The sequence below is a fragment of the Zemynaea arenosa genome (genome assembly GCF_004614185.1).
Lineage (GTDB): Bacteria > Pseudomonadota > Gammaproteobacteria > Burkholderiales > Burkholderiaceae_D > Telluria > Telluria arenosa.
In genome coordinates this window covers 49,206-70,858 of the sequence record NZ_SPVF01000252.1, presented here as the reverse complement: position 1 = coordinate 70,858, position 21,653 = coordinate 49,206, and the positions used below count along the sequence as shown (strand labels likewise).

Sequence of the window (21,653 nt, the reverse complement as noted above, 5' to 3'; positions counted from 1 at the left end):
GTCAGTCTCCTCGCCGTATCACGTACACCTGGGTGGAGGCGCCTGGCGCAAGACGGTGGTTCTCCAGAGCGATAGCAGCGATCTGGTCTCCATCGCGATCAAACTCCTGCTCGGCGAGATCGATCTCGCTTGAGGATATGTTCGTGAGCAGATACCTTTCGCCGGTCCATCCGCTCCAGCGCACGACGTTCTGCAAAGTTAGGGCGCTGCCGACCCTCAGATTCTGGGTCTGGTTGGGCTCCTCGATCCGAGCATCCGACGGGATGCGTCCCGTAGCCATGCCGGCCATCAGGATCTTGAGCGTGCGGATGCGCTCCGAAGCGGCAGCAAGACGAGCATCCGCAGCCGGTTCCCTGGGCTGGGACTTGTCGACCAGGACGAGCGTGTCGGCCGGCACGTCGGCGATCCGCAAGACAAGCGTATAGGTGGCCCGCGGCGAGGATACAAAGAGATTGATCGGCTTCTTTTGGCGCGCCACTGGCTTCACGTAAATCTCGCCCTTGGCAAGGTCGCAGCTCAGGATGAACTCTCCCGCCGATGTGCCCACACCGGTGTTTTGTGGACTCGCGCCTTGAAGCGCGGTGGCCCCCGATGTCGCTGATTGGCAGGTGTTGGCGTAGATGTTCCCCACCACGTCGACAATGCGGCTGCCTTCGATGCGGATGCGCGTTGATTCTCGGGCAGCGATGACCGATTCGATAACCGCGCCATCGCGGGCATCCAGTCGGTGCGCGGCGAACGCCGCCTGCGCGCTACTGAGGTACAGCGCCAGTAGCAACAGTTTGCTGATCGTGGCCATCATCAGCCTCCTCGAAAGACTTCAGGTGGATGCGTGCGGCGATCACAATGAACGCCGCGTTATACCGCTTCAATTTGCTCGACGTTTCCGATCCGTTGACGAGTACACGTTCGGTCCCTATGAGCGTGACGGTTTGGCTTTTCTCGTCGGTGATCAGCTGGCGGGGCGTAAAGGTGGAACTTCCGTTGATCTTGCGGAGACGGTTGGCGCCAAGTTCAAGGCGCTTGCGAATCTCATCCACCTGATCGGGCAAGGTGTACTTGAGCAGCACCTCGCGCTTCCAATCCGCTGTCTCTGGCGAGACGTCCAGAATGAGCCAGGCGAAGAACGACGCCATCTCCTCAAGGTACGCAGGGCTGGCATGTTCGGCGGTCAGCCAGAATGTGCGTTGAGCGGTTACGGGGACCACGACCGTTCGTTCGTGCCCGAGGATGCTGAAGACCAGGCACAAAGTCAGCAACCAGCCCATCCCTAAGATCCCGGTCACGCCGCTCAGCATGGCATTGCGGCGCTTGAGGTCCTTCATGTCGCTCTTGTATTCGATGGAATCCATCGCTAACTCCCGCTCATCCCACCATCCTGGTAGTACTGGAAGGTGGCGTAACACGCATGGAGGTCAGAGGGGTCACAGGCAGGTGCCAGTACACCCAGTGCAAAGCGAATGCCGGATGCTTGTCCGCTTTGAGCCGGGCCAGCCGGCGTGCGACCGCGATTCCGCCGCTGACCCAAGCCACCAAGCCAAGCTTGGAATTGGAGGCGTAGCCGAGCAAGCAGCCAAGAAGCACAGGAGATGCAACGTCTACATCCCACAAGCCGAGCTTCCAGGTGTCATCCAGACGAGTGGGAATGTACGGGCTGTTCTTCATGGCGGCCGCCCGGTGAGCTTTAGATGCACATGCCCATGATGGCGCCGCCGATGACCAGGCCGGTCGCCGCGAAGATCGCTACGCCGAAGAACTTCAGCACCGGCCCGAAGTCGCGCAGCACGGACAGTGCGATGAGACTCACGGTGAAGGTGATCACCCCGATCAGGGCTTTGAAACCGGGCGTGAGCGCGGCCAGTTGCGTCAGCGCGGATGTCAGCGGCCCCGTAATCCCGGTGAACGCGATGAGGTCGATCGCGAAGCTGGGGGAGGCCACGAGCACCGACAGCGAGAAGAAGGCGAGCAGCCACGCCAGCGAAGCACGTGGACCGCAGGTGCGAAGAGAGAGGCGTAAGGCGTTCATGTGATCCTCGTTATCGAAAGATTTATCGGAGCTGCGTGAGCAGCTACCTGACATCTTCCTGAGGATCGGACTTCGGCTCTAGCAGAAAACCCAGGTGTTTGACGGGGGTGATTGTGCTGACTCGCTAGCGCTTTCGCGTCCCCGGGCGAGGGCAACTCCGGTTGGTGTACAGATAGCAGTAGACTCGCCATGCGTATCGCGATCGCGCAGCGCGACAAGCATCCTCACTCAACTTCGTGCACGCGGCATTGTAGGCACCGATCGTGTCCCAGGATATTCCACGCCGATGGAATAGATCGGCCAGGATTTCTGCGCCGAAGTCGATGTTGGTACACGGGTTGAAGAGGTCCCTTTCGGAGACGCCGCGCTTCTGCAGCCGAGGAAGATGCGAGCTGTTGATCCCCATGCATCCTATGTCGTACGTGCCCGTCACCTTGAAGTGCGAGCGGTTGACTGCGGTGCAATCGAGGTCGGATTCCACTCGGGCGATTGCATAGAGCAGCGCTGGCGAGACTCCGTGGCGAGCTCCCGCAGCGTCCCAGCATGCCTGCGCGTGGCCTATGGGGAGGAGGGCGAGCAAAAGACCCTTTGCGAGTGTGGGCCACATTTTCATGCGCTCTTGTGGAAGTTTGATATGGCCCCGCGGGTAGCCGCCGCCATCAGGAGGTAGGGAACGAGGGCGACGTTGGGCCAGAGGGGCAGCGGAAGCAGGGCAGTGATCGCCAGTAGGAACGGAAGCGCAATCAGTACCGAGAGCGAAAGCACGAAAAGCTCTGGGTGGTGTTGGCGAAATTCCTTCGCTTTTACCTTGCGGCTCACCGCACCGTCCACCGCACATGGAACCAGCAGCACGAGTGAGATCGGGAGCCATTGCATCCACCCAGAGATCCGAAGCAGAGCGAGTACTCGCAGCGCTTCGGCTGACTTGTACACCGCGCTTAAGGTGATGCCGTTTGTGCCCCGTGACAGCGCGGACGTGAATGGGTCTTCTTTGGAGTGGCGGGGCTCGTCCTGCGCCTGAGGTTTCGCCCAGTCGAGCGCGCGCAAGAGGATCAGGTTCGATGGCTCTTCGCCCCAGGAACCGCGCTGCATGCTCCGCTCCACCTGAATGATGGACACGATCTGCGGCGCCTGGAATCGAGTGATGACAAACAGGCCTTCAACCAGGAGCGTGACGAGACTACAAATGATCAACGCGCGGTACATGATGGGAACCTATGAATCGATGGGCCCTGGATCGACGAGGGTGAATCGTCCCTTCACCAGCCGTCCCCCGGAGAACGAGCCGAAGTATTGGAGATCCGGGAGCTTCCCAAGGACGCTGGGCGGAATCATCTCTTCCATTGACTCCGCAATCTGAGTCGAGTGACCTGCGGAGAAGTCGCCGATATGTCCATCAAACCCCGTGTTCAGGCCGACCCGAACGTTATGGATCGCGGTTTTCCCAAACGTCTCCACTACGAATTCCTGCGTTGGCTGATCCTTGGTGCGAAAGGCAATCAGATTGTTCAGGTTGCCAAGGGCCATGCGTGCGGCGTGCTCGCTACCGAGGCGGTCTGCGAGGTCGGCAATTGTCTGCATCGCGACAGTCGTTTGAATGCCGCTTTCCGCACCCTTGTTGAGGATCTCGATCAGCGGCCGGTTGATGGTGTTGGACACCTCATCGACAAACAGTGAGATGCGTTTGTACTCGCCCAGGTTGTACCGCATGCCGGCCCGTGCGGCCAGATCAGCCAGTGCCAGCGCCGCGAGAGCGGTTCCCACGGCAGCATCTGGCAGCGAATCGAGGCACATGTAGAAAACATGACCGGCGCGTTCGATCTTCTCGAAATTGAGGATCGGCCGTTCATCGCTGGTGTCGAAAGGCTGGGGGGAGAGGCTCCGGCCCAGGTCACCCGACGTCAGCATGGAAAGGATCGGGAGGAGACTCGCTGTGATCTTCTGATAGTGTTCACGCGGATGACGGAATGTGCGTACTTGGGCGTTGATCACCTGGCGCTTGAACTGCGCTGGAACGTGGCGCTCATAAAATTCGACGTAAGCCAGCAGTTCGGGGCTCGCACCGAGCGATGGCGACTTGATGCCGCCGCGAGCGGCGCGTTCGACCAGCCGCCCTAATTCAGAATGAGCGCGCCAGCCCGGCCCTATGTGCTGCTCGAACATCGATTCCAGATTCCGCTCCAGAATAGGCTCAATGCCGCCTTCAACGTATCGAGTCAGCTTTGCGAGGTTGGGGCGATCCTCAAGCTCGACCAGGCCCTGGATGACGACGTTCACCGCGTCCCAGCCAAATGCGCTGAAGGCACCTGCGGTGTCTGGCGGCATGATCGCCTGGATGCGCGACGCGATCTCGGTTGGCTTCTGCCAGTTGAACATGAAGTCAAGGCGAACCCCGTCGTGTGGGAATGCGGGATGGAACCACTGGAAAGTGCTTGGGCGCCGGAACAGTTCACAGGCGCGCTTCGCAACGGTTCGCAGACGGCGCGAGTTCTTGGGATCGATGATGATGACGACGTCTCCTCGCTTGATGGCTTGCACTGCCAGATTCCCGAGCGCGACGCCCTTGCCCGATTGCGTGGTGCCTACGATCAGCGTTCCGCCATCGAAGTTCTTGAGGGGCCGCTGCAATACAATTTCGCGCGGTTCCACGCCATGGATGTACGGTGCCCCCATTTCTTCATCGCGTTGCGGTGTACCGTCCCTGAGCAGCGAACGTAATACGACAGGGACCCGCAGTGAGCGGTAGTCAATCTTCGATAGTTCGTACAGGCGTTGTGAATGCGTTGGAGTCCACTCAAAACCATAGCCAAGGTAGATGTGGTCATTGCGTCGAGCGATTCGCGCGAGGTTTTCGACAGACATCATCTCCAAGGCCTTGCCAGATAACGTGGCGCGGATGCGGAGAATTCGCCAAGCCTTGACGCCGCGTAGCAGTGAGAGCCCGATGCCTGTCGCGCTGAGCGGCAGCACCAGATTAGGGGGAGCTGTCACCATTGAGGTCGCAATGGCAGCCGTCGCCCAACTGACGGCCGCGTAGCCCTCATACGCGGCGCGCCACGGCATCTCGTATTTGCGAGTCAGCACGCGTCCTCCGGCATTGGAAGGTTCACAATGAATTTGCGCGCGACCACAACGCCCGGGTTATGGCCTGTGACCTGCACCCGCAGTATTTCGCCGTCCGTTCCACGCACGAGCATCCCGGCTTCGCTCAGTGACCGAAAAGCTGTCAGAGGATCCAGGCGCAAACTCGTGAACAGGGAGTCGGTGACAACCATGCCGTCCCGGTGTACCTGGAGGTTTGTTTGCGCTCCGTGGGCCAAGAGCTCATCCAGAGCACGCTGCAGGCCCGCAGCCACAGTCTGGTGAAGGCGCAAGGGCGCTTGAAGGCGGCAGCATGCTGAATCTGAAGGCTGCGCTTTTGGCGCTGGATCGATATCGTTACCGCCGGCTGAGGCTATAGGAACGGTCTCGGAACCAGCTAGCGTGCGCAGCAGGTCAGGATTCGCTAGCTTCACAGTGAGAAGGGGTGACGACTCCTCTGAGCGAGTCAGCGGCCAGTATGGCGAACCGTCGGGCCCACGAACAATGATTTGTGAATGGAGGAGAAGCGCAAGGATATCGTCCGGATGTCTCGGCATGGCTGATAAGCCCTCGCGCTCGAACACTCCGATGACGTCTTGTGCGAAACCCGGCCAGGCGAGATAGGTTCCGTCCACGGTGTGAATGACTCGTGATTTGGCAGTGTCGGGCCTCCATGTCGCATTCGTGTTGGCCAGTCGCTGCAGGGCTTGGACAATTGGACCGGTCCAGTGCGATCCAGTGTGCAGAGGCTCTTCGGCGCCGGCGAGCTGGCGTTGCTCGTGATCGAATACTGCCAGTGAGGCATCGCGAACCAGCAAAGAGATCAGATTGCGGGATCGCCAGGTGGCAACGCCGGCGATGGACGCGAGCATGTGTGCGGTCACCTTCTCCGGACCTGAGCGGAAGTACTCCAGGATCGCCGGTGGTAGCACGTGAGGAACCGAAAAAAGTGCTGTCGCAGTGTGTTCGCACGTGCTCCCAGACCAGGTCAAGTAGGCGGCATCGCGCTTCGCCAGCCAGTCTGTCAGACACATCGAGTGAGGCGACCAAGTAGCGCGGGCGGAGTCCGATACCCTCAGTAGGTCATATGCTCGGTACATTTCGGCGCAGACGCCCGCAGCGAAGACTGCGAGCCGCCATCTCTCATCAAGCGTTCTTCTTTCGGTGATGGTGGCGGCACCGCTGAAAATTTGTCCGTCGGTTCCTTGCAGAGCAAAGAAGCCGATAAGTAGGCCGAGCCGAAACATGCCGCCGTCATGGGCGAAGGGAGGGGACGCTTTCGCTGGGAGATTGTTGACGAAGCGAGCGAGGCTTTCGATGATCGGGTGAACAGTGGCCTTGAACGAGGCCACATCCAGGCCGAATGCCAACTCTATCCTTTGAAGCAGGTCCGCGTTAAGTGCGAGGAGGGCGGTTGGCTCGACCGCTTCGACGCGACGGCCGAGGTCAGCGCCTGTAGCGCCGGCAGTGCCATGTCCCGGCGTAGGAGCCGAGCGGGCGTGAGATGGGCCGCGTGCAAACATGTCCAGTATCCAAGATCAGCGAGGGCCATGTTCAACCGCGCGGCACTGCCTGTACAGCGGAAAACCCCCGCCAACTTAGGCGGGGTTTTTCGGAACGTGTCAGACGATGTGCGCTTCTGACTGATGCCGTTCTTGTGTGTGTCGTCGCAGTAGGACGCAGAACGGGCACTTTGCTGCCTTGACGCTGGGCGAATGCATCGAACCCAGATAGCGGGACCCGCACGCGCTACAGCGGTGAAGCTGAAGTTCAACGGTGCGGGACGTCCAAAGGCCATAGAGACAGCAAATGACGTCGAACGCGCGATCAAAGCTGACGAGGGGAGTGGAAGCGCAGCGAGCACGATACAGCCGATAAGCTGCCACGAGGGCGCACGTGTACGACGCGCCTGCGTGATGGAGCTCCTCAAAGATCACTGCCACCAGCGAGGCCTCAGCGGCGCCCTCGACCTTCGCCCTCTCGAACAGCCACTCCGGAGCATTGGGCCGTCTCCCACAGGGAGGCATCTCTCCATGCGAAAAGAAGAGCCGTTTTAGTTGGCTGTGCCCGATACCTGAGACCAGTTCCACGGTACTCATACGCGCCCCTAGCTCGATGCATTCCCGAGCCAGCTGTAGTGCGTCGATATGACGATACCTGTTCATGATGGGCTCTCCATTAGCGGCTGTCGCTGGCTGCGGCGTTCCGGCCGGGGAAAGCTGTCCTGCTCTCGTTGCTCGCGGACAGCAAGAAGAGTGCCGAGCATCTCGATGGGCGCGTCCAGCAGAGTGCCCAAGTCGGATCGCGGGACGAAGAGGCTCTCATGAGGATTCGCTTGTATGAGATTGGCGAGCTCTTCTTGCGTCATCGACGCAAGTTTCGTCACGGTGACCGGACTCATGCGGAACTGATAGGTGGCCGACACGGGATCTGCCAGTACCTGAGATCGCATTGCGTTGAGGAAGAGTAGATTCAGATACTGGATGTCGGTCATACGGAATTTCGGTTGCATGGTTTCCCCCAATACGTGCTCGGAGTGGCGCTGAACCTCCGCCAATTCCGATGAGGTTTGTGATTGACCCGCTCGTCAGTGAGCCTATACCTTTGACTTGCCGCTATCAATTCGCACTTGCTGGGAACTTTGAGCAATTGCTGACGAACCTCAACCGATGGCTGCGCCTGCTCCACGCCGCCGCGACTCGGCAGTCTCCGCGGCATGCGGTCGAGCAATTGCTAAGCAGGAGGAGAAGATGCGAGCCCCGTCCAACGATCGTCGCCGGAACGCGTTTTTGAGTCTGGTACCTGGTTTTCGCGAGCGTCTCATCAGCGAACTCCGCCGCAACTCGGTGCCACAAGACGCGTGGGCGCAGCACTTGGCGGCGCTAACCGGATGTGCCGTTCAAACGGCGGTGCGCTGGATCGCAATGGACAAGCCGGGCCTCCCGGATCTGTCGTCGGTGGCAGCTCTGTGCGTTGCCTTCGCGGTGGACGCGAATTGGCTGCTCGGGCTTTCCTCTCAACGAGCGACTCTCGCTGCGGCGCAGCCGCCCATGCCGCACGGATGCCCCGCGCTGGACCGTGATCCAATGACGGAATGGGTGGGTGTATGCAGGGTCACCATGCAGCAGCATGCTGTCGGTGAAGTGCAGTACGAAGTCATGCGTGGGGACGAGATGATGCCCGAGATTCCTCCAGGGGCTCCAATTCTGGTTGACTCAGGACAGCAACGGCTCTGCGTAAACGGAATCTATGCGCTGCGCTATGAGGGGGCGCTGCTGGTGCGAAGGGTGGAAGTGCGGATCGGTGAAGGAGTGATGCTCCGATGTGCGAATCCAGCCTATCCGCCGACGTGGCTCGCGAGTACCTACGGCGGGGATGGCTTCGCAGTCATCGGCCGCGTACTTCTCTTTTTGAAGGCACACTCCCTGAGCAGGTAGAGGATCTCCTTCGGCCGGGTACCTTGGTCAGGGAGATCAGGGGGCGGCGCCGGAGCCGCTCCCTGATTCAGACATCTATGTCGCTGCAGCGAGGCGCTGCCACTCGCCGTGCTGCAGTTCGATCAGCTTCCCGCCCAACATTTCCAGCTCTGTTGCACGGTCGTAGTCAGCCACCGTCTGCGAAAACTCGGTGACCGCATTCACCAGGCCATATCCGGTCAGCGTTCCGCCGTTGACCAGATGCCTGAGTACGCCCGTCCGCTCGTAGTCGCTCAGGGCATACCGGTCAGCTAAGACCTCGATTGCCGACGAAGGATCGCCTGTGATTCGTATCCCCATCGTCGCGCGCAGCTTTTGCGACAGCATGGACAGCGTGGACTGGGAGACCGCCGCCTCGACGGCATCACGCACGGCGAGAAGCAGGGCATCGTCCTGCGCCTTGAGGGTATCGTCCTTGAAGACCACGAAGGTCTCCTCAGAGGCCTCAAGCAGGCGGCCGAGGTGTGTCTTCGCGAGGTGTTGGTCGGCGGCGATCAGGCCGTTTGCACAAACCAGTCGGAACACCAGCGGCTGCACCCACAACTTGCCGCAACCGACCTCCGAATTGCTGATGACGACACCAGCTCGCACCACGTCACCAGGAGCGATTTCTGCCTCGACGTCCCGTGACACCACTTTGAGATACATGCGGGTCTCCGTGAGTTCGACGGACATAAAGGTCGCGCCCGGTATCCGCTCCAGCACTGGAATCACTTGGTCAGCGATCTGGTAGTTGTCGATACGCCGGTACCGACGCGACAGTACGGCGCGCAGTTTTTGATCGCCTGTCCTCAACATGACCTCTTCGAATGCTCGATGTAACCAAGCATTCACATTCAAGTCCAGAAGCTGTGGCTCTTCGATCCTCATCCGCTCGAAATACTGAAAGGGAATCTTCAGCTTTTCGGCGAGCTGTCGGCGGGCCACAGCTGTGAGGTTGAAGTCGTGACTATCGTTCGGAAATTGAGCCGTCAGGACGGATTCGCCCATAGCGTTAGATTTAATCGTCATCGCTGGAGTCGGAACGATAAAGTCCTTCTTGGTTTCCAGCTGACGAGTGAGTTCAGTTGCAAGGTTTTGCAGGCTTCTTCCGGGTTTCATTTCATCCTCCTGTCAAAAGTCGAGCTGTGTGATTGAGAGATCCGAGCCAGGTGATGTGCCGATGAACGCATGCGCCATACGTCACTCCACGTCTGCCCCGGGTGTGGGGGTATGTGAACGCGAACCTGACGGTCTCGGCGTGTCTGGTGGAACCGTTGAGCCAAGCTGTATGCCGCTGCCTGGCTGCGGAAATCCGCGTCGCTGTCATCGGCGGCCAGAATGTCCAAGTAGCGCACCGAGTCAGGAATTGCTAAGTCGAGTAGCGCCCGTGGCTCCAACACCGCCCATGTCGGCGATTGGAGGTACCTGCGAACGGCGACGGCGCTCTCGAGATCGATCGTGATGACCAGCTCCGCTTCAGGCTTCCCCAGGCGGAGAGCGTTGCCTGGCTGGAGCCGGGTAAGCCGTTTTTGCGCCAGGGCGACAGGACCGAAGCGGGTTGGTCCAAGATAAATCCGATGCAGCGAGACCAGCCGATAGTCGTCATCGTGAATTGCTGCGACGAGCGCAGGCATCGTGCCGCGGCTGAACGGATGCCGGCCGAAGCGCTGAAAGTACTCCAGGCGCGGATGAAACCGCAACTGATCGGATATGTCGTCGGAGGTCACCCCGAATTGCCTGAGGTAGCGATCGGCAAGATCTCCGCGCGTGATGGGTGTCGCCGAATCCCAGATAGTCTGCGCGAGGTGAGCGGTCTCGTTCATCTTCCGCTCTCCGTGAAAAGGTCGGGCTGAACCTCAGCTTGATTCACCAGACGACTTAGGCAGCGGGGATCGGTGTCGAGCTTGTTGGCTACCCACGAAGGAGTCTCGATCACCGCGGCACGCATCCAGTCCGGATAAGCGTCTAGTTCATCGCACAGCCAACGGCTTACCTGGTGTCGAATCGAGTCACGTACGCGCTCGACGTCGATCGGGCCGAGATACGCTATGGGCGACAGCGGACTGAGCGAGACGACCCGTAGACAGCTCGCGAAGGAGAATGGCCGGGAGTCATGCTCCGCGTCCGTGAAGATCCAACTGAGCGTTTCGATCTTGCACTCCAACGAAGCCGTCGGCCGAGCCAGATTGGCGATTTCCCGAAGCAAGCGCCAATGAAGATAGATGACTTCCTCCTCGGTCCAGTCGACGTTTAGGGGCGTGTCATCAATGTTTGTGCTGTCGATCTTCGGCACAGCACGAGAGTGGTGGACGTACAGAGGGCGGAGCCAAGTAGGGCGGCGCCTGGATGGGTAGAACAGCATATCCATGTGTAACCTCCCGAACGAAAAAGCGGGAGGCGGCATCCGCGCGGGATGCTGCATCCCGCAGTGGATGAAGAAGGGTAGGCCGCGCGTGATTGATCACGCTGACCGGAGTGTGTGGTCAAGCGACCGATGTCCGAGAACGATTCGGACAATGGCACGGTTGATGTGAAGGGGCTGACCGCGTGCGCGAGGAGCCGGAGGAAAGGCTTGCCGAATGCAGGGCTAGCTGCTGCTTGATCAGGACACTGTAGTCGCATCCGTGCTTTACGAATCGGATTACGGGCTCTCCTACTGATGTCCCGCAATAGGTAGAAACGCTCTCAATTTCAGCAGGGATTTCTGCTGAAGAGCAGTGTGAGGAAGTGACAGGATCGGGCGAAACGGTACGACATCAAGGGGGACCGATCATGGGCTCTACTCAGAGGGGCGGAGTTTCGGAAAGGCGAAACCAACGGGAACAGCCAGACGTCAACGCGCGGTTGGTCCAACGCGTGCGGTCATCCGATGTGAGTGGCATCGAAGCAGCTGGTCGAAAATTGACTGTTGAGCTCTACAGTCCCGAGGCTAAGAGGCTTTTCCTCCGTCACTTCAACGCGTTTCAGCGACACATGCATTTCATTTCAGTGGTCGCACGGCATGCTCTGCGAAAGGTGGATATCGACTCAGTCGAGGAGCAGATCAAGGTCGCAATGGAGGAACAGGTCGCCTTTGCGAATGCTGCGTTGAGCCGGGCGGAAGCCAGCTGCAGGGAACATGGGATTACATCCCTGGCCGTCTATGCTGTTCCGCCCTTGACGATCGATGTAACCCTAATATCCCCTTTCGGACGATCGCTACATGAGCTCATTCTGAAGATTGATCAGTTGATGCCTATGCTGGAGACCTTGGCGTTGGACCAGATCGCCACCAATACCACGGTGTTTGCTGCGAAGAGCAGTGCAAAGAAATGGGTCCGCCGAGTAGCCGGACTTGCTCGTGCATGTGCCGGCCAGCTAGGGAATGGTGTGGCGCGGGCATCGACTGATCAATCTTCTTCGCGAGATTCGTCTCTGTCTGGAGCCACGAACTGCGAGCAGTCCGATGCGGCTGCCGCTAACCCGGCTACCTCAAACTGTTTGCCGTAGACGGCTTGCCCAGCGGTGGATGCGGTAGGTTAGCGCGCCACCCCCGGGTTTGCAAAAAGTGTGTCCACTGCTTCCGCTAACGGCGTCTCAATCCGCATTCGTACCCATTCTGAACCGCTTTCGTAAACTGCCTCCGCATACAGCTGAGGGAAAGTGGACGCGATTTCTACCGCCGCTCTTTCGCCACCGAAGAAGCCTAGAACCCGGTAGCTGCGGTTCCACTCGACGGCCCAAGCCCAGAGATCTTCCGTGGGATGCCTCCTGATGGTTGCATGAAAGTATCCGTCAGCGGTAGTAACGATCAGTCGGTAATCCCATTTCTCAACTGTGCGCATAAAGTGAAGGTTGATCGGATTGCCCCAATCTGACCTTGCCGTGCCCAAGAGAGGCATGAAGCTGCCAGACCACCAGTTACCGCGATTGGCGGTGAGATCGTATGTCAGAAAATAGAAAAAACCGGTGAGTTGGAGGCGTGCTAATTCGAAGACACGTTCTTCGTCGAGCTGGGCCGGCGCGACGAAGTTTCCAGTAATGTGCATCGCGCCAGCCTTCCCGCTGAAATTCAACGTTGTCTTGCTCTGGCTAACCGGCTTTCCGGTCGTTCGACTGAAACTTCTCCCACCTTTTCGCATAGCGTCGCGGGTAAGTAAATCGTCCGTTAGGCCAGTCAATCCAAATGTGTGAAAAGCCATCGTGATGGCAGAAAGGTCATCCTCCAAGTCAGATTTGAGTTGATTGCAGGTTCGACAGGCGCGAAGAATCAAATTCCAACATCCGCTCATGGTCCCCTGGGGAACAAAGCGCCGGCCTACCACATGCTCTTTCGTAGACGAGCGGCGGGAGAGGTTCTTTCCGCAATAAGGACATGTTTCATTCTTCAAGGAAGTCGGTCGGTCGGGGCTTAAACGAAGGTGCGGTTCGTTCATTGCACAGTTCCTAGATTGGTTGCCGCCAAGCTGGTACTTCGCTCCCCAAAGGCTCAGAGTTAGAGAAAATCGGAATAACTGGGACCGGGACGTGGCCCGGACCAAATCGGTCAACGGTTTCATCGATGAGCCAAGTATGCCGTTCGCAAGTCCTGGGAACGAGATAGTGCACGTAGAGAGCCGAGAGATGAGAATTCGATATGAAATCGCGAATAACCTGCTGATTCCGTTCTCGCCGCAAATCTGCCGCAGGGTCATCCAAGTCGACGTCCATGGCGAAGTGAAGGATCGCCGGTTGACCTCCTGCGACCTGTCGGTCCGCCTCAACCAGGCGTGCTTTTAAATGCCGCGCTTTCCGTTGAATCGCTTCCGTCGAATTGCAGCGCCACGTGACCACAGTAGCGAAACGTATGGCCGAAACGTATCGCGGGTCTCGCCAATCCGGAGTGGCGTCTGCGATCAAATGATAACGATATTCATTCACAATCGAGCCGGTCAGGAGCCGGGCCATTTTCGTGCCGAAGTAGAGCGAACTGTCCTGAACGTCATCGTGTACTGCAGCCAAATTCGCGGACTTAATTTTCCCGGCGCCATATCGGTCGTGCCACACATACTCCTGGGTCAATGATGTCTCACTGAGTGCACGGGTAAGCCAATTCTGAAGGTACGTCGGTGGGACTTCAGAGACCTCGCACAAGTATGTGACGTCCAGGTGCAAGGATAGTCTCAGAGAATAAATCAGCTCAGCGGCATGCTGGTAAATAGACCGCTCGTATATCCGTTCCCTTTGATCGTACAGTCCGGGGCGCAGTCGTTTCAACTCGACATTCAAAATTTCCTCGGGGCCCACCACCAGTCGCAAGTCTGGCGTTTTCGACTGGCCCGGCATCTCGTCGATAAACATCGTGTCTACTCCCATTGCAGAGTAGTTACCCGCCATGACGAGCTCGAAGAGGGCGCTCTCAGGGTACGTGCCGCGTTCGCGGAGCATGCGGCGTGCACGAGTTCCGGATCCTGAAACTCTATCCAGTCCAGTTACGTTCAGTCCGAGCTGCTTGATCAAAGGCACAGTTTTCGGCGCAAGTGCAGGATCCCAGGAGCGACGATTGTCGAGCAATGACTTTGACTGTGCCAAGTAGCTCGCGACTTGGTCCACTCCTAATTCGGCAATGGATGGGTCCTGACCGAGGCGCTCGGGATCGCCGGTTGCTGCAATATAGGCTTCTTGGGCATGCTTTAGCCTGTCCCAAAATTCTCTTCTGTTGCCGCTTGTGACAGCGAGCCAATCGAGGCCTGCGAGGATGTCTTCGTCGTATTCAACTCCGTGAAGAGGGGTGTACATGGGGGCTCCGGCGAACAAGCTCATTCGGTAAAATCGTTCATTCGAGGCTGCGCCAAAACGATTCGATTTGGTCCGCGGTTGAAACATCGATTCCCTCGCGCGTCACGGTCCGAATCGTTGCTCCGCGCGCGACGGATCGCCAGTTGTCTTCCGTCGTATCGAGGGCGCCTTCGCGATAGCACAAGAAAACTTCCTTATCGCTCCACCTAACCGACTCAAAGAGCGCTCTCATGTGCATGTCTGACGGGGGCAGACTGAACCCGAGTACCACGATTCGATTCGCGTGAGATACTGCGCGATACGTCAGGCCCAGCATTTCACGGAAATAGCTCGACGCGAGATAGGTGTCCTTGTTCAGAACAGGTGGGACGATCAAGGGCGTGGCGCGTAGCAGGCTCCACGCTCTATCACGCTCCACATCGATTTGCTGCTTCGCCGGATCGAAGTCGCTGGAGAGGCCAGTGTGCACGAACGCTACTCGGGGGCCACCCAGCAGTTGGTGCATCTCATCGCGTACTTCAAAAAAGTGCATGGAGCCGTGGGGCTTGATAACCTGAGTTACATTCCGGTAGCGGCCCAAATTAGGCATGGCGTAGTGATTGATGAGCCGCGAGGGATACGCTAGCGGAATCCCGTGCGATAACTCTGGCACGTAAGGCATCTTGTCGGGAGAAGGACCATTCATCATCGATTCTAGAATGGCGTCATAGTTGAAGCTGACGAACGTCGCGTCATGGGTGCGGAGGAACTGCTGTAATCCCGAGCGGAAGGCATCCGCACGATCCTTGTCGTTGACTTGATACCAAAAACTCTGGCCTGCTGGAATCTCTTCAGGGTACGACATCGCGCGGGCGAAATAGTCATACAGCACATGCAGAATAAACGTCAAAACACGGCCGTCCGTGTTGGCGACTTCCGGAAATGCATCGCGTAGGCTTGTGTTGTAAAGAGCTCCTTGAAAAGCGAGAAGCGACATGAACTGTTCGAAATTGTAAGGATGTCGATTACCGTCGAAATAGGTATTTAACAACCCTGCCCCGGCGTTGATGACAGCTGGCGAAAATGACGCATACGTACTGGCCCAGTACGATTGTTGCCCTTTCAGGTGTGTGGTCAGCATCTGTCCGAGATCGGTTAGGACTGGCAGTGGTCGATGGCCGATGATTGGCTCCCGGCCCTGCGTCATCGCCGCAGAAAAACCGGCCCCGACTAAGAACGTAGTGCGCATCTGGGGATAAATGAATGTGAAATTCAGAATGCTAACGAACGGCGAGAATCGATTTCCGAATGGTTTCGGCGCTGCATGGCATAGCACCGCACTCAAGGGTCAATTTATAAAACTCTTCAGCAGCAACGCTTGGGTTAAGACGAGCTGAGCGCACGGCGGCACGTGCTTTGGGGGCCAAGTCATTGACATCTCCGCTAGTCAAATACCCGGAGCACCACATCGTCTCCTTGAATAGAGCAACGATGCTTTCGGGTAGATCAGGGCCGAATATGAAATATTCGAGGTATTTCAAGAAATTTCCATGAGCATAGATCGCTCTTCCCGAAGTGCCGTTCAACTCGAAAATCTGCTGTCGGGACTTTCCTCGCCCGCCAGGGTTCCGCTCAGGATCAGTCAGATAAAGAAGGCGCGCTTTTGGAATGGCGCGGCGGTCCAATAGGGACTCTGTTAAGGCTGCCATTGGCAAACTTGACGCACGAAGCTCCTCATGGGAAGAGCGGCCGAACTTAATCTGAGCTAGGAGGTTGAGCTCGTCGTCGGTCAATTTGATATCTGGTACTCTCAAAAGAAGTTCCTTGTTGGTCCGCTGGGTGCCGTGATCCTGCTGTCACAGCTCGAAATCATCACCTTGCGCCAACGCGCACCTACACAGCCGCCGGTACGGGCATGATTCCTACTGCCGCCGCTCGATGGATGAGGTTTTGGTATGACTCATTTGGAACAGCCAACCAGAAGAGATCCCTGGCGCGGGTGAGTGCGACGTATCCGATCCGTCCTTCCTCGGTCTCAATGCCGCCGAATAGCGCTTGCGCGTGCCTTTCGGTCGCGATGTACAGGACGGCATCGATACTTTCTCCTTTTACTTGATGTACCGTGTCGATCCTCCACGCTGGGTTCGCGACCATCAATGCGGTCGAGTCCAAGTCCCGGGCGGTAAGTCGCCGGCCAATATCTGCAAAGGTCAAGCCGTGTACCTCGAGGTCCTGTAGTAGCGCGCGCATATTGTCGAGGAGTTGGGGCAACCAGGTGTCGCGTGCTATGAGTTCTGGAGACGGTAACCCGTTTTGATGATCACAAGTAAAGCGCCAAATCCTTGCTCTAATCAGCGGCGCGAGGCCGTCAGGGGTGTCCCTTATTAAGCTGGCAAACCGCGGGACAGGTGGGGTCAAAAGCGCCGTGACCACGCTTACGCACTCTACAAACGCACGATCATATTGATTGGCGACCCTGAGCTCGGCCGCTTTTACCAAACGTTTTACGAGCCCCGCTCCACGATTTGAGCTCCCACCGCGTACTTGTCCGACCAAGGTGTTTGCACGGCAGATGATCGCAGCATCGGCGCTAGAATAAGACAGTTGTTGGGTGACTGCCGTGAAACGGTCAACAATGCCGCGGGGTGCTTGCGAATCGTAGGGCACAATGAAGGCGCCGCTGTGCGTCGTCAACGCCGATCGACTCGCCGCATCCTGTCTGTTTGCAAGCTGGTTGGCGCAGTGGACAATCGATGGAACCGAGCGAAAGTTCGTTCGGAGACTGAATTGCGCCGTGCCTGCTGCTTGTCCCAGTTCGCGCAGGTAGTGGCCGCTACCGCCGTTAAAACCAAAAATGGCCTGGGCAGGATCCCCGACCAAGCAAATACGAGCGCCATACTCTCGTAGCAACTGCACGATAGCCCAGTCCATTGAGCCAATATCCTGGGCCTCATCTATCATTAGATAGGGATAGCGATGTACCAGCAGTCGGGTCAAGTGAGGGAATCGCGTGAGAGTAGCGTGAGCCCAGTAGCGCGCGATGTCATAGGTGTAGGCGCCAGCTCGACCCAACCTGGAGATCGCGTCTTGTGCGGCAGGCCAAGGTACGGGGCTATTGCTGAGTGAGACCCGGTAGTTCCCATCGGCGAACGTGATCTTTAGCTCGCTAATGTTCTGCGGCCGCCCTTGGTGGTGAATCGCAAAATTCGAGAGGAAAGGCTCATCGCCAATGACTAAATAGGGTCTTCCCTCGCATCCCATCAGTCGCCAGGCGTGAGGAAGTACTACATGCTGAGTGAAGAAGGAATCGAAGGTGGCGACGGTCGTACGAGATGAGTCGCAATCTACGGCCGTCAGGCCCTGACGGAACGTGTTGACAGCAACGTTGGAAAATGAAAGTAGCGCTACACGCGTTCGTGGTGGGAGTCGCTGCAATATCGAAAGAACTCGCCCAATCGAGGTCCTGGTCTTTCCGCTGCCGGCACCCGCGATCACAGACATGTCGACGAGTGGAGCGTTGATTACCGCATTCTGGTCAGCTACTGACATTTCCAGACCCGGTCACGGCGCAACTGCTACAGCGCCCGCTACGACAGGCGGGGCCGGTGGAACAGGATTAAGTGGGGGAGGCGGAATGCGGACCCAATCTATAGCTTCTCGAATGTACGCCGGGGCAGTGAACCGGCCAGGCTGTTGACGAATTTTGTCTGCCAGTTCCTGGGCAAACGCGCCTTTCGAGACGTTTCGGGTACTGTTGGGCCGCTCGAACATCCCCTGAAACAGGCAGCGAGCTGCGGAGGTATTGTCGGGCTGCGCGTCGACGTGTCGCTGTAGGTCCGCTGAAATCTGCGGATGGAGCACTGAGAGGGCATCAAGCATGAGGCGTCTGTTTTCTGCACTTTGCAACGCCAAGTCGTACTCTAGCGTTTTCACTCCAATGAAGGTCTTGCGGAATGTTTCGTCCATTGCCAGGGAGGACGCTGCGGCTGCCGACGTAGTTGCTTCCTGGCCCAGCTCCGGAAAAGGTATATCAGGCGGATCACGGTCCGTCAGCGTTGCGAGCCTGATCGGAATTGCGAGCTCGCCGAACAGAGGCTGGAAACAGTCGAAGTTCAGTCCGTCTGTACTCACCACCGTAATTCCGCCATGTCGCAAATTGACGCCTAAAGATTCGGCTATCGCTGGGAGAAGTGCCCGTTCGGCCGCTCCTTCGACCAGAATTACTCCGCGCGCAAAGAACAAATCGGCCCGAGTGATGTCAAGATAGCGTTGCAGTTTTCGTTTTTGCGGTACTGAAAGCGATGCCTGTTTTAGGGGAAAAGCCGTGTGAGTTCGGAATCGTTCATTGACCCGTACAAGACAATCAAGCTGGGCGAGGGCTGCGAAATGAGGGCTATGCGTCGTGACAAAAAGCTGGACATGCTGCTGAGTGTTTCTTGAGATCTCAGCCTGGAGGTAAGTGAGCAAGACGGATTGAAGCTGAGGATGCAAGTGCGCTTCTGGCTCCTCAACCACGAGGCACCGGTAGGCGACTTCGTCAGCGAGGGCAAGTTCTCCTAGGACTGCGGCCATGTAGATCAGGTTGTTATATCCGAGGCCGTTGCGCTCGATCTCAAAACCATCTGCTAGTATTGCCAGACGCGACGTGACCTTTGCAATGTCCTGTGGACTCAATTTGAGGTGTAGCTGTTGCGTCAGTTGGGCGCCAAGCATCTCGTTGTACCGTGACGAAATTGCTTCTCGCGTGGCCACGATCGGCTGCGCTCCGTCTAGTTGAGCATCGACAAGCTCCAAAATTTGATTGCAGTGTTCCAGTCCTGGTTCCGTTGCCACCCGTTGCAACAGGCGGGCTAACAGGCTCCGCGTACCGGGCTTCAGGTTTCGAGATGCATCGCGTAACGGTGGCATGTACACGCTGCGCAATTGTTCAGACATCTCGGTCGTTAGCGGCGCCGTATCTTGTTCACCGCAATAGCGACGTACTTTTAGTCTGCCTGTCCTATCCGGTGCCTCGAACTCGACCGCAAAGGCCGCCGCAAACGTCCCATCCTGCTCAAGGGTGACTGCGCTCATGAATTCACTGGCCTGGTCGACAGTTAAGGCCTTGAAGATGAAGCGGAAGGATGCTTTCGCTTGGCTAGCGTCGTGAAGGTCGTCCACGCAGATTCGAACCGGGGCTTCATCGAGATTAGACAGGAGCGTCCGCAGTGCTTCTACGATTGTTGTTTTTCCAACGTTGTTCTCCCCCAGCAAAATATTTAGTCCTGGCGAGAACGGTACCGTTAAGCGAGAGATCTTGCGAAAATTCCTGATTTCGAGGGAGTGCAGATACATTTCTGGCTTTCGAAAGCGGACACCGATGTGGTTGCAAAGGATATAACACAAAAATGCTGCTTGGCAATCGTTAGCGGCCCACGATTTGCTCATGAATTCGAAATCAATCCTTTGTTGAATTGATGTCGCCCTTGGTTGCGTGTGGTTTGTGGAAGCCCCACGACAGGAGCGGTGGCGCTCTGGGTTCGCTTGCGGGAAAGGTGGTCTGTCCCCGCGCAAAGTGCGAGGAAGGCTATAATCTCGGTCATGCGCCGCTTCTTCGCTATCCTCCTGCTGCTGATCGTCCCCCTCCAGTTCTCCTGGGCGGCGGCATCGATCGCGTGCACGCATGAGAGCGGCAAGGGCAGCATGCACTTCGGGCACCATATCCATGTGCACAAAGCGCACAGCGAGACCAAGGATGACAAGGGGGCCGGTGGTGCAGCGAAAAAGCCTCCCGGTTCCGACAGCGACTGTCCCTTCTGCCATGCGTTCTCGGCCTCACCGAACGGCGAGTCTCTGGCAGGCCTCCCTGCAGATATCAACGGCGATCCAGTGAGCTCGGCCATCGAGTTGCACCCCAATCTCCACCCAGATCTTCCCGAACGGCCCAACTGGCTGTCCGCATCGTAATCCGTCGATGCGGTAGCGTCTTTCGTCGCTTTCGGTTGCTCCGCATCGCGGATTCTCCCTGCACATCTGTTCCACTCACAGGAGAATTCGATGCGTTACCCAACGCTGCTTCTGGCCGCGGCTATTCAGCTGCTGCCTCTGACCGCCGTCGCCCAGGTTGCGACACCAAACGTTCCCAGAATGGGCTCTGCATCTCAACTAGATGCTGCCCCGTCACCCAGCTCGGTCTGGACCTTGACCGCTGCATTGCAGCGTTCTGAAAACGTCAATCCCCTCATCGCCGCACGCCTTGCACGGCTGGCAGCCGCGGAAGGCGCGCGCCAAGATGCCGGAGCGCTTTTCAATGCAAATCCCGAACTGACGCTGGAGCGCACTCGCCGCAATCTGGCCGGGACCGAGCCCGACCGCTACCGCGAGTGGTCGGCCGGGATCTCCCAGCAGATCGAAATCGCGGGCCAGCGCGGCCATCGGCGCAACGCTGCCGATGCCGAGCTGCGCGCCCTGCAGATGGAGATCGAGGCCCTTCGCCGGGAGCAGCGGTCCGAGGTGGCGCGGCGCTTCTACCGAGTTTTGGCTCTGCAAGCCCGCCTTAATGTCGAAACACGCGCAGCCAAACTGTTCGAAGCGTCCGCCGCCGCCGTCGAGAAGCGCCGGGCCGCCGGGGAAGACACGCGGCTCGATGCGAACGTGGCTCTGGTCGAGGCGGAGCGGGCCCGCAATCAGCTCGCCATTGTCTCTGAACAGTTGTCCGAAGCCCGCGCCGAGCTGGCCGTGCCGCTGCAACTGCCGCCCGGCGAACTGCCCACGGTGGCAGGGGACCTGACCGCCGCGCCGCTGCGCTACGCGGAGCGAGAGCTCCTGGCTACGGCCAGCACGCAGCCGAACCAGCAGGCCCTGGCGTCGCGCGAAGTCGCGGCGCAGGCCCGCCTGGCATTGGAAAGGGCGGGGCGCTACCCGGACGTGACACTGGGGGTGTCGATGGGCCGCGAAGGCCCGCTGTCCGCCCGCGAGAAGCTCACCACCGTGACGCTGTCGGTGCCGCTCCCGCTCTTCAAGCACAACGCCTCCGCCATCGGGGCAGCGCGGGCTGATCTCGAACAGGCCACGGTTGAGAGGACCGCGGCCCAGCGGAACGGGCCTGCCCAGATCCACGCTCTCTGGATGAAATTGAGCAGCTTGCGGGAGCGCATCCAGCGCCTCCAGGACGTTGTCATGCCCGCCCTGGCCCGAAATGAGGAGTTGAGTCGCAGGTCGCGCCAGGCTGGCCAGATCGGTCTGCTGGAACAGCTGACGGCAGATCGGCAGGCCGTCGATGCCAGACGCGACCTCATCGAAGCCCAACTCGATTACCAGGAGACCCGACTGGCCCTGGAGACCGCTGCCGGCTGGTCCGCCCAACCCTGACA

At 58.4% G+C, this 21,653-nt stretch carries 23 protein-coding genes; 4 read left to right on the top strand and 19 right to left on the bottom strand.

Annotation, left to right across the window (positions count from 1 at the left end):
* Window position 1: 1 nt before the first annotated feature.
* The 10 genes from E4L96_RS20015 to E4L96_RS19970 form a co-directional block, all read right to left on the bottom strand.
* Complete coding sequence (locus E4L96_RS20015) at window positions 2-802, bottom strand: TraK domain-containing protein (RefSeq protein ID WP_220433459.1); 801 nt, start codon at window positions 800-802, stop codon at window positions 2-4.
* The gene (gene traE / locus E4L96_RS20010) at window positions 753-1,352 is read right to left on the bottom strand and encodes a type IV conjugative transfer system protein TraE (RefSeq protein WP_135208975.1); all 600 of its coding nucleotides are present in this window, start codon (window positions 1,350-1,352) and stop codon (window positions 753-755) included. Before traE ends, E4L96_RS20015 begins: the two co-directional genes overlap by 50 nt.
* Window positions 1,353-1,365: 13 nt before the next feature.
* On the bottom strand, window positions 1,366-1,665 hold the full coding sequence (gene traL / locus E4L96_RS20005) for a type IV conjugative transfer system protein TraL (protein WP_135208974.1): 300 nt from the start codon (window positions 1,663-1,665) through the stop codon (window positions 1,366-1,368).
* Between the two features lie 19 nt (window positions 1,666-1,684).
* The gene (locus E4L96_RS20000; RefSeq protein ID WP_135208973.1) at window positions 1,685-2,026 is read right to left on the bottom strand and encodes a hypothetical protein; all 342 of its coding nucleotides are present in this window, start codon (window positions 2,024-2,026) and stop codon (window positions 1,685-1,687) included.
* A gap of 124 nt (window positions 2,027-2,150) precedes the next feature.
* Entirely contained in the window at window positions 2,151-2,633 is a 483-nt protein-coding gene (locus E4L96_RS19995) for a lytic transglycosylase domain-containing protein (protein WP_135209018.1), read from the bottom strand.
* A 2-nt stretch (window positions 2,634-2,635) separates the two neighbouring features.
* Window positions 2,636-3,232 carry an IncC plasmid conjugative DNA transfer DtrJ family protein gene (locus E4L96_RS19990; protein ID WP_135208972.1) on the bottom strand — a complete coding sequence of 199 codons (597 nt, stop codon included), beginning with the start codon at window positions 3,230-3,232 and terminating at the stop codon, window positions 2,636-2,638.
* 9 nt (window positions 3,233-3,241) lie between these two features.
* Complete coding sequence (gene traD, locus E4L96_RS19985; protein ID WP_135208971.1) at window positions 3,242-5,110, bottom strand: conjugative transfer system coupling protein TraD; 1,869 nt, start codon at window positions 5,108-5,110, stop codon at window positions 3,242-3,244.
* Window positions 5,104-6,630, bottom strand: coding sequence for a MobH family relaxase (mobH, locus tag E4L96_RS19980; protein WP_135208970.1), 1,527 nt, complete (start codon window positions 6,628-6,630; stop codon window positions 5,104-5,106). The genes traD and mobH overlap by 7 nt, the downstream gene beginning before the upstream one ends.
* Window positions 6,631-6,729: 99 nt before the next feature.
* Window positions 6,730-7,272 (bottom strand): FlhC family transcriptional regulator, encoded by a 543-nt coding sequence (locus E4L96_RS24725; protein WP_135208969.1) that lies wholly within the window; start codon window positions 7,270-7,272, stop codon window positions 6,730-6,732.
* Window positions 7,269-7,601, bottom strand: a complete 333-nt coding sequence (locus E4L96_RS19970; protein WP_135208968.1) for a hypothetical protein — start codon at window positions 7,599-7,601, stop codon at window positions 7,269-7,271. Before E4L96_RS19970 ends, E4L96_RS24725 begins: the two co-directional genes overlap by 4 nt.
* A 256-nt stretch (window positions 7,602-7,857) precedes the next feature.
* Here E4L96_RS19970 and E4L96_RS19965 point away from each other — a divergent pair, with 256 nt between their 5' ends.
* Complete coding sequence (locus E4L96_RS19965) at window positions 7,858-8,544, top strand: S24 family peptidase (protein WP_135208967.1); 687 nt, start codon at window positions 7,858-7,860, stop codon at window positions 8,542-8,544.
* Window positions 8,545-8,619: 75 nt separating this feature from the next.
* Here the strand turns inward: E4L96_RS19965 and E4L96_RS19960 are convergent, their stop codons facing one another.
* From E4L96_RS19960 to E4L96_RS19950, 3 genes are read right to left on the bottom strand one after another with little or no spacing between them, the layout of a single operon-like run.
* Window positions 8,620-9,684, bottom strand: coding sequence for a DUF932 domain-containing protein (locus E4L96_RS19960; protein ID WP_135208966.1), 1,065 nt, complete (start codon window positions 9,682-9,684; stop codon window positions 8,620-8,622).
* Window positions 9,681-10,388 carry a DUF7146 domain-containing protein gene (locus E4L96_RS19955; RefSeq protein ID WP_135208965.1) on the bottom strand — a complete coding sequence of 236 codons (708 nt, stop codon included), beginning with the start codon at window positions 10,386-10,388 and terminating at the stop codon, window positions 9,681-9,683. Before E4L96_RS19955 ends, E4L96_RS19960 begins: the two co-directional genes overlap by 4 nt.
* A complete protein-coding gene (locus tag E4L96_RS19950; RefSeq protein WP_135208964.1) occupies window positions 10,385-10,933 on the bottom strand; it encodes a hypothetical protein in 549 nt (182 codons plus the stop codon). The genes E4L96_RS19955 and E4L96_RS19950 overlap by 4 nt, the downstream gene beginning before the upstream one ends.
* A gap of 503 nt (window positions 10,934-11,436) precedes the next feature.
* Between E4L96_RS19950 and E4L96_RS19945 the strand changes: the two genes are divergently transcribed.
* Window positions 11,437-12,054: an AcaB family transcriptional regulator gene (locus E4L96_RS19945; RefSeq protein WP_167758755.1), complete on the top strand. Its 618-nt coding sequence runs from the start codon at window positions 11,437-11,439 to the stop codon at window positions 12,052-12,054.
* Window positions 12,055-12,083: 29 nt separating this feature from the next.
* Here the strand turns inward: E4L96_RS19945 and E4L96_RS19940 are convergent, their stop codons facing one another.
* The 6 genes from E4L96_RS19940 to E4L96_RS19915 all read right to left on the bottom strand — a co-directional run bounded on the left by E4L96_RS19940 (window position 12,084) and on the right by E4L96_RS19915 (window position 19,728).
* Entirely contained in the window at window positions 12,084-12,980 is an 897-nt protein-coding gene (locus E4L96_RS19940) for an HNH endonuclease (RefSeq protein ID WP_135208962.1), read from the bottom strand.
* 10 nt (window positions 12,981-12,990) lie between these two features.
* Window positions 12,991-14,322 (bottom strand): hypothetical protein, encoded by a 1,332-nt coding sequence (locus E4L96_RS19935; RefSeq protein WP_135208961.1) that lies wholly within the window; start codon window positions 14,320-14,322, stop codon window positions 12,991-12,993.
* 37 nt (window positions 14,323-14,359) lie between these two features.
* Window positions 14,360-15,442: a hypothetical protein gene (locus tag E4L96_RS19930; RefSeq protein ID WP_135208960.1), complete on the bottom strand. Its 1,083-nt coding sequence runs from the start codon at window positions 15,440-15,442 to the stop codon at window positions 14,360-14,362.
* 139 nt (window positions 15,443-15,581) lie between these two features.
* A complete protein-coding gene (locus E4L96_RS19925) occupies window positions 15,582-16,094 on the bottom strand; it encodes a hypothetical protein (RefSeq protein WP_135208959.1) in 513 nt (170 codons plus the stop codon).
* A 100-nt stretch (window positions 16,095-16,194) separates the two neighbouring features.
* Window positions 16,195-17,850 (bottom strand): UvrD-helicase domain-containing protein, encoded by a 1,656-nt coding sequence (locus E4L96_RS19920; RefSeq protein ID WP_135208958.1) that lies wholly within the window; start codon window positions 17,848-17,850, stop codon window positions 16,195-16,197.
* Between the two features lie 12 nt (window positions 17,851-17,862).
* A complete protein-coding gene (locus E4L96_RS19915) occupies window positions 17,863-19,728 on the bottom strand; it encodes an ATP-dependent nuclease (RefSeq protein WP_167758754.1) in 1,866 nt (621 codons plus the stop codon).
* 153 nt (window positions 19,729-19,881) lie between these two features.
* On the opposite strand from E4L96_RS19915, the gene E4L96_RS23910 reads away from it, so the two are divergent.
* Entirely contained in the window at window positions 19,882-20,247 is a 366-nt protein-coding gene (locus E4L96_RS23910) for a DUF2946 family protein (protein WP_167758753.1), read from the top strand.
* 90 nt (window positions 20,248-20,337) lie between these two features.
* Complete coding sequence (locus tag E4L96_RS24615) at window positions 20,338-21,651, top strand: TolC family protein (protein ID WP_135208956.1); 1,314 nt, start codon at window positions 20,338-20,340, stop codon at window positions 21,649-21,651.
* Window positions 21,652-21,653 lie beyond the last annotated feature (2 nt).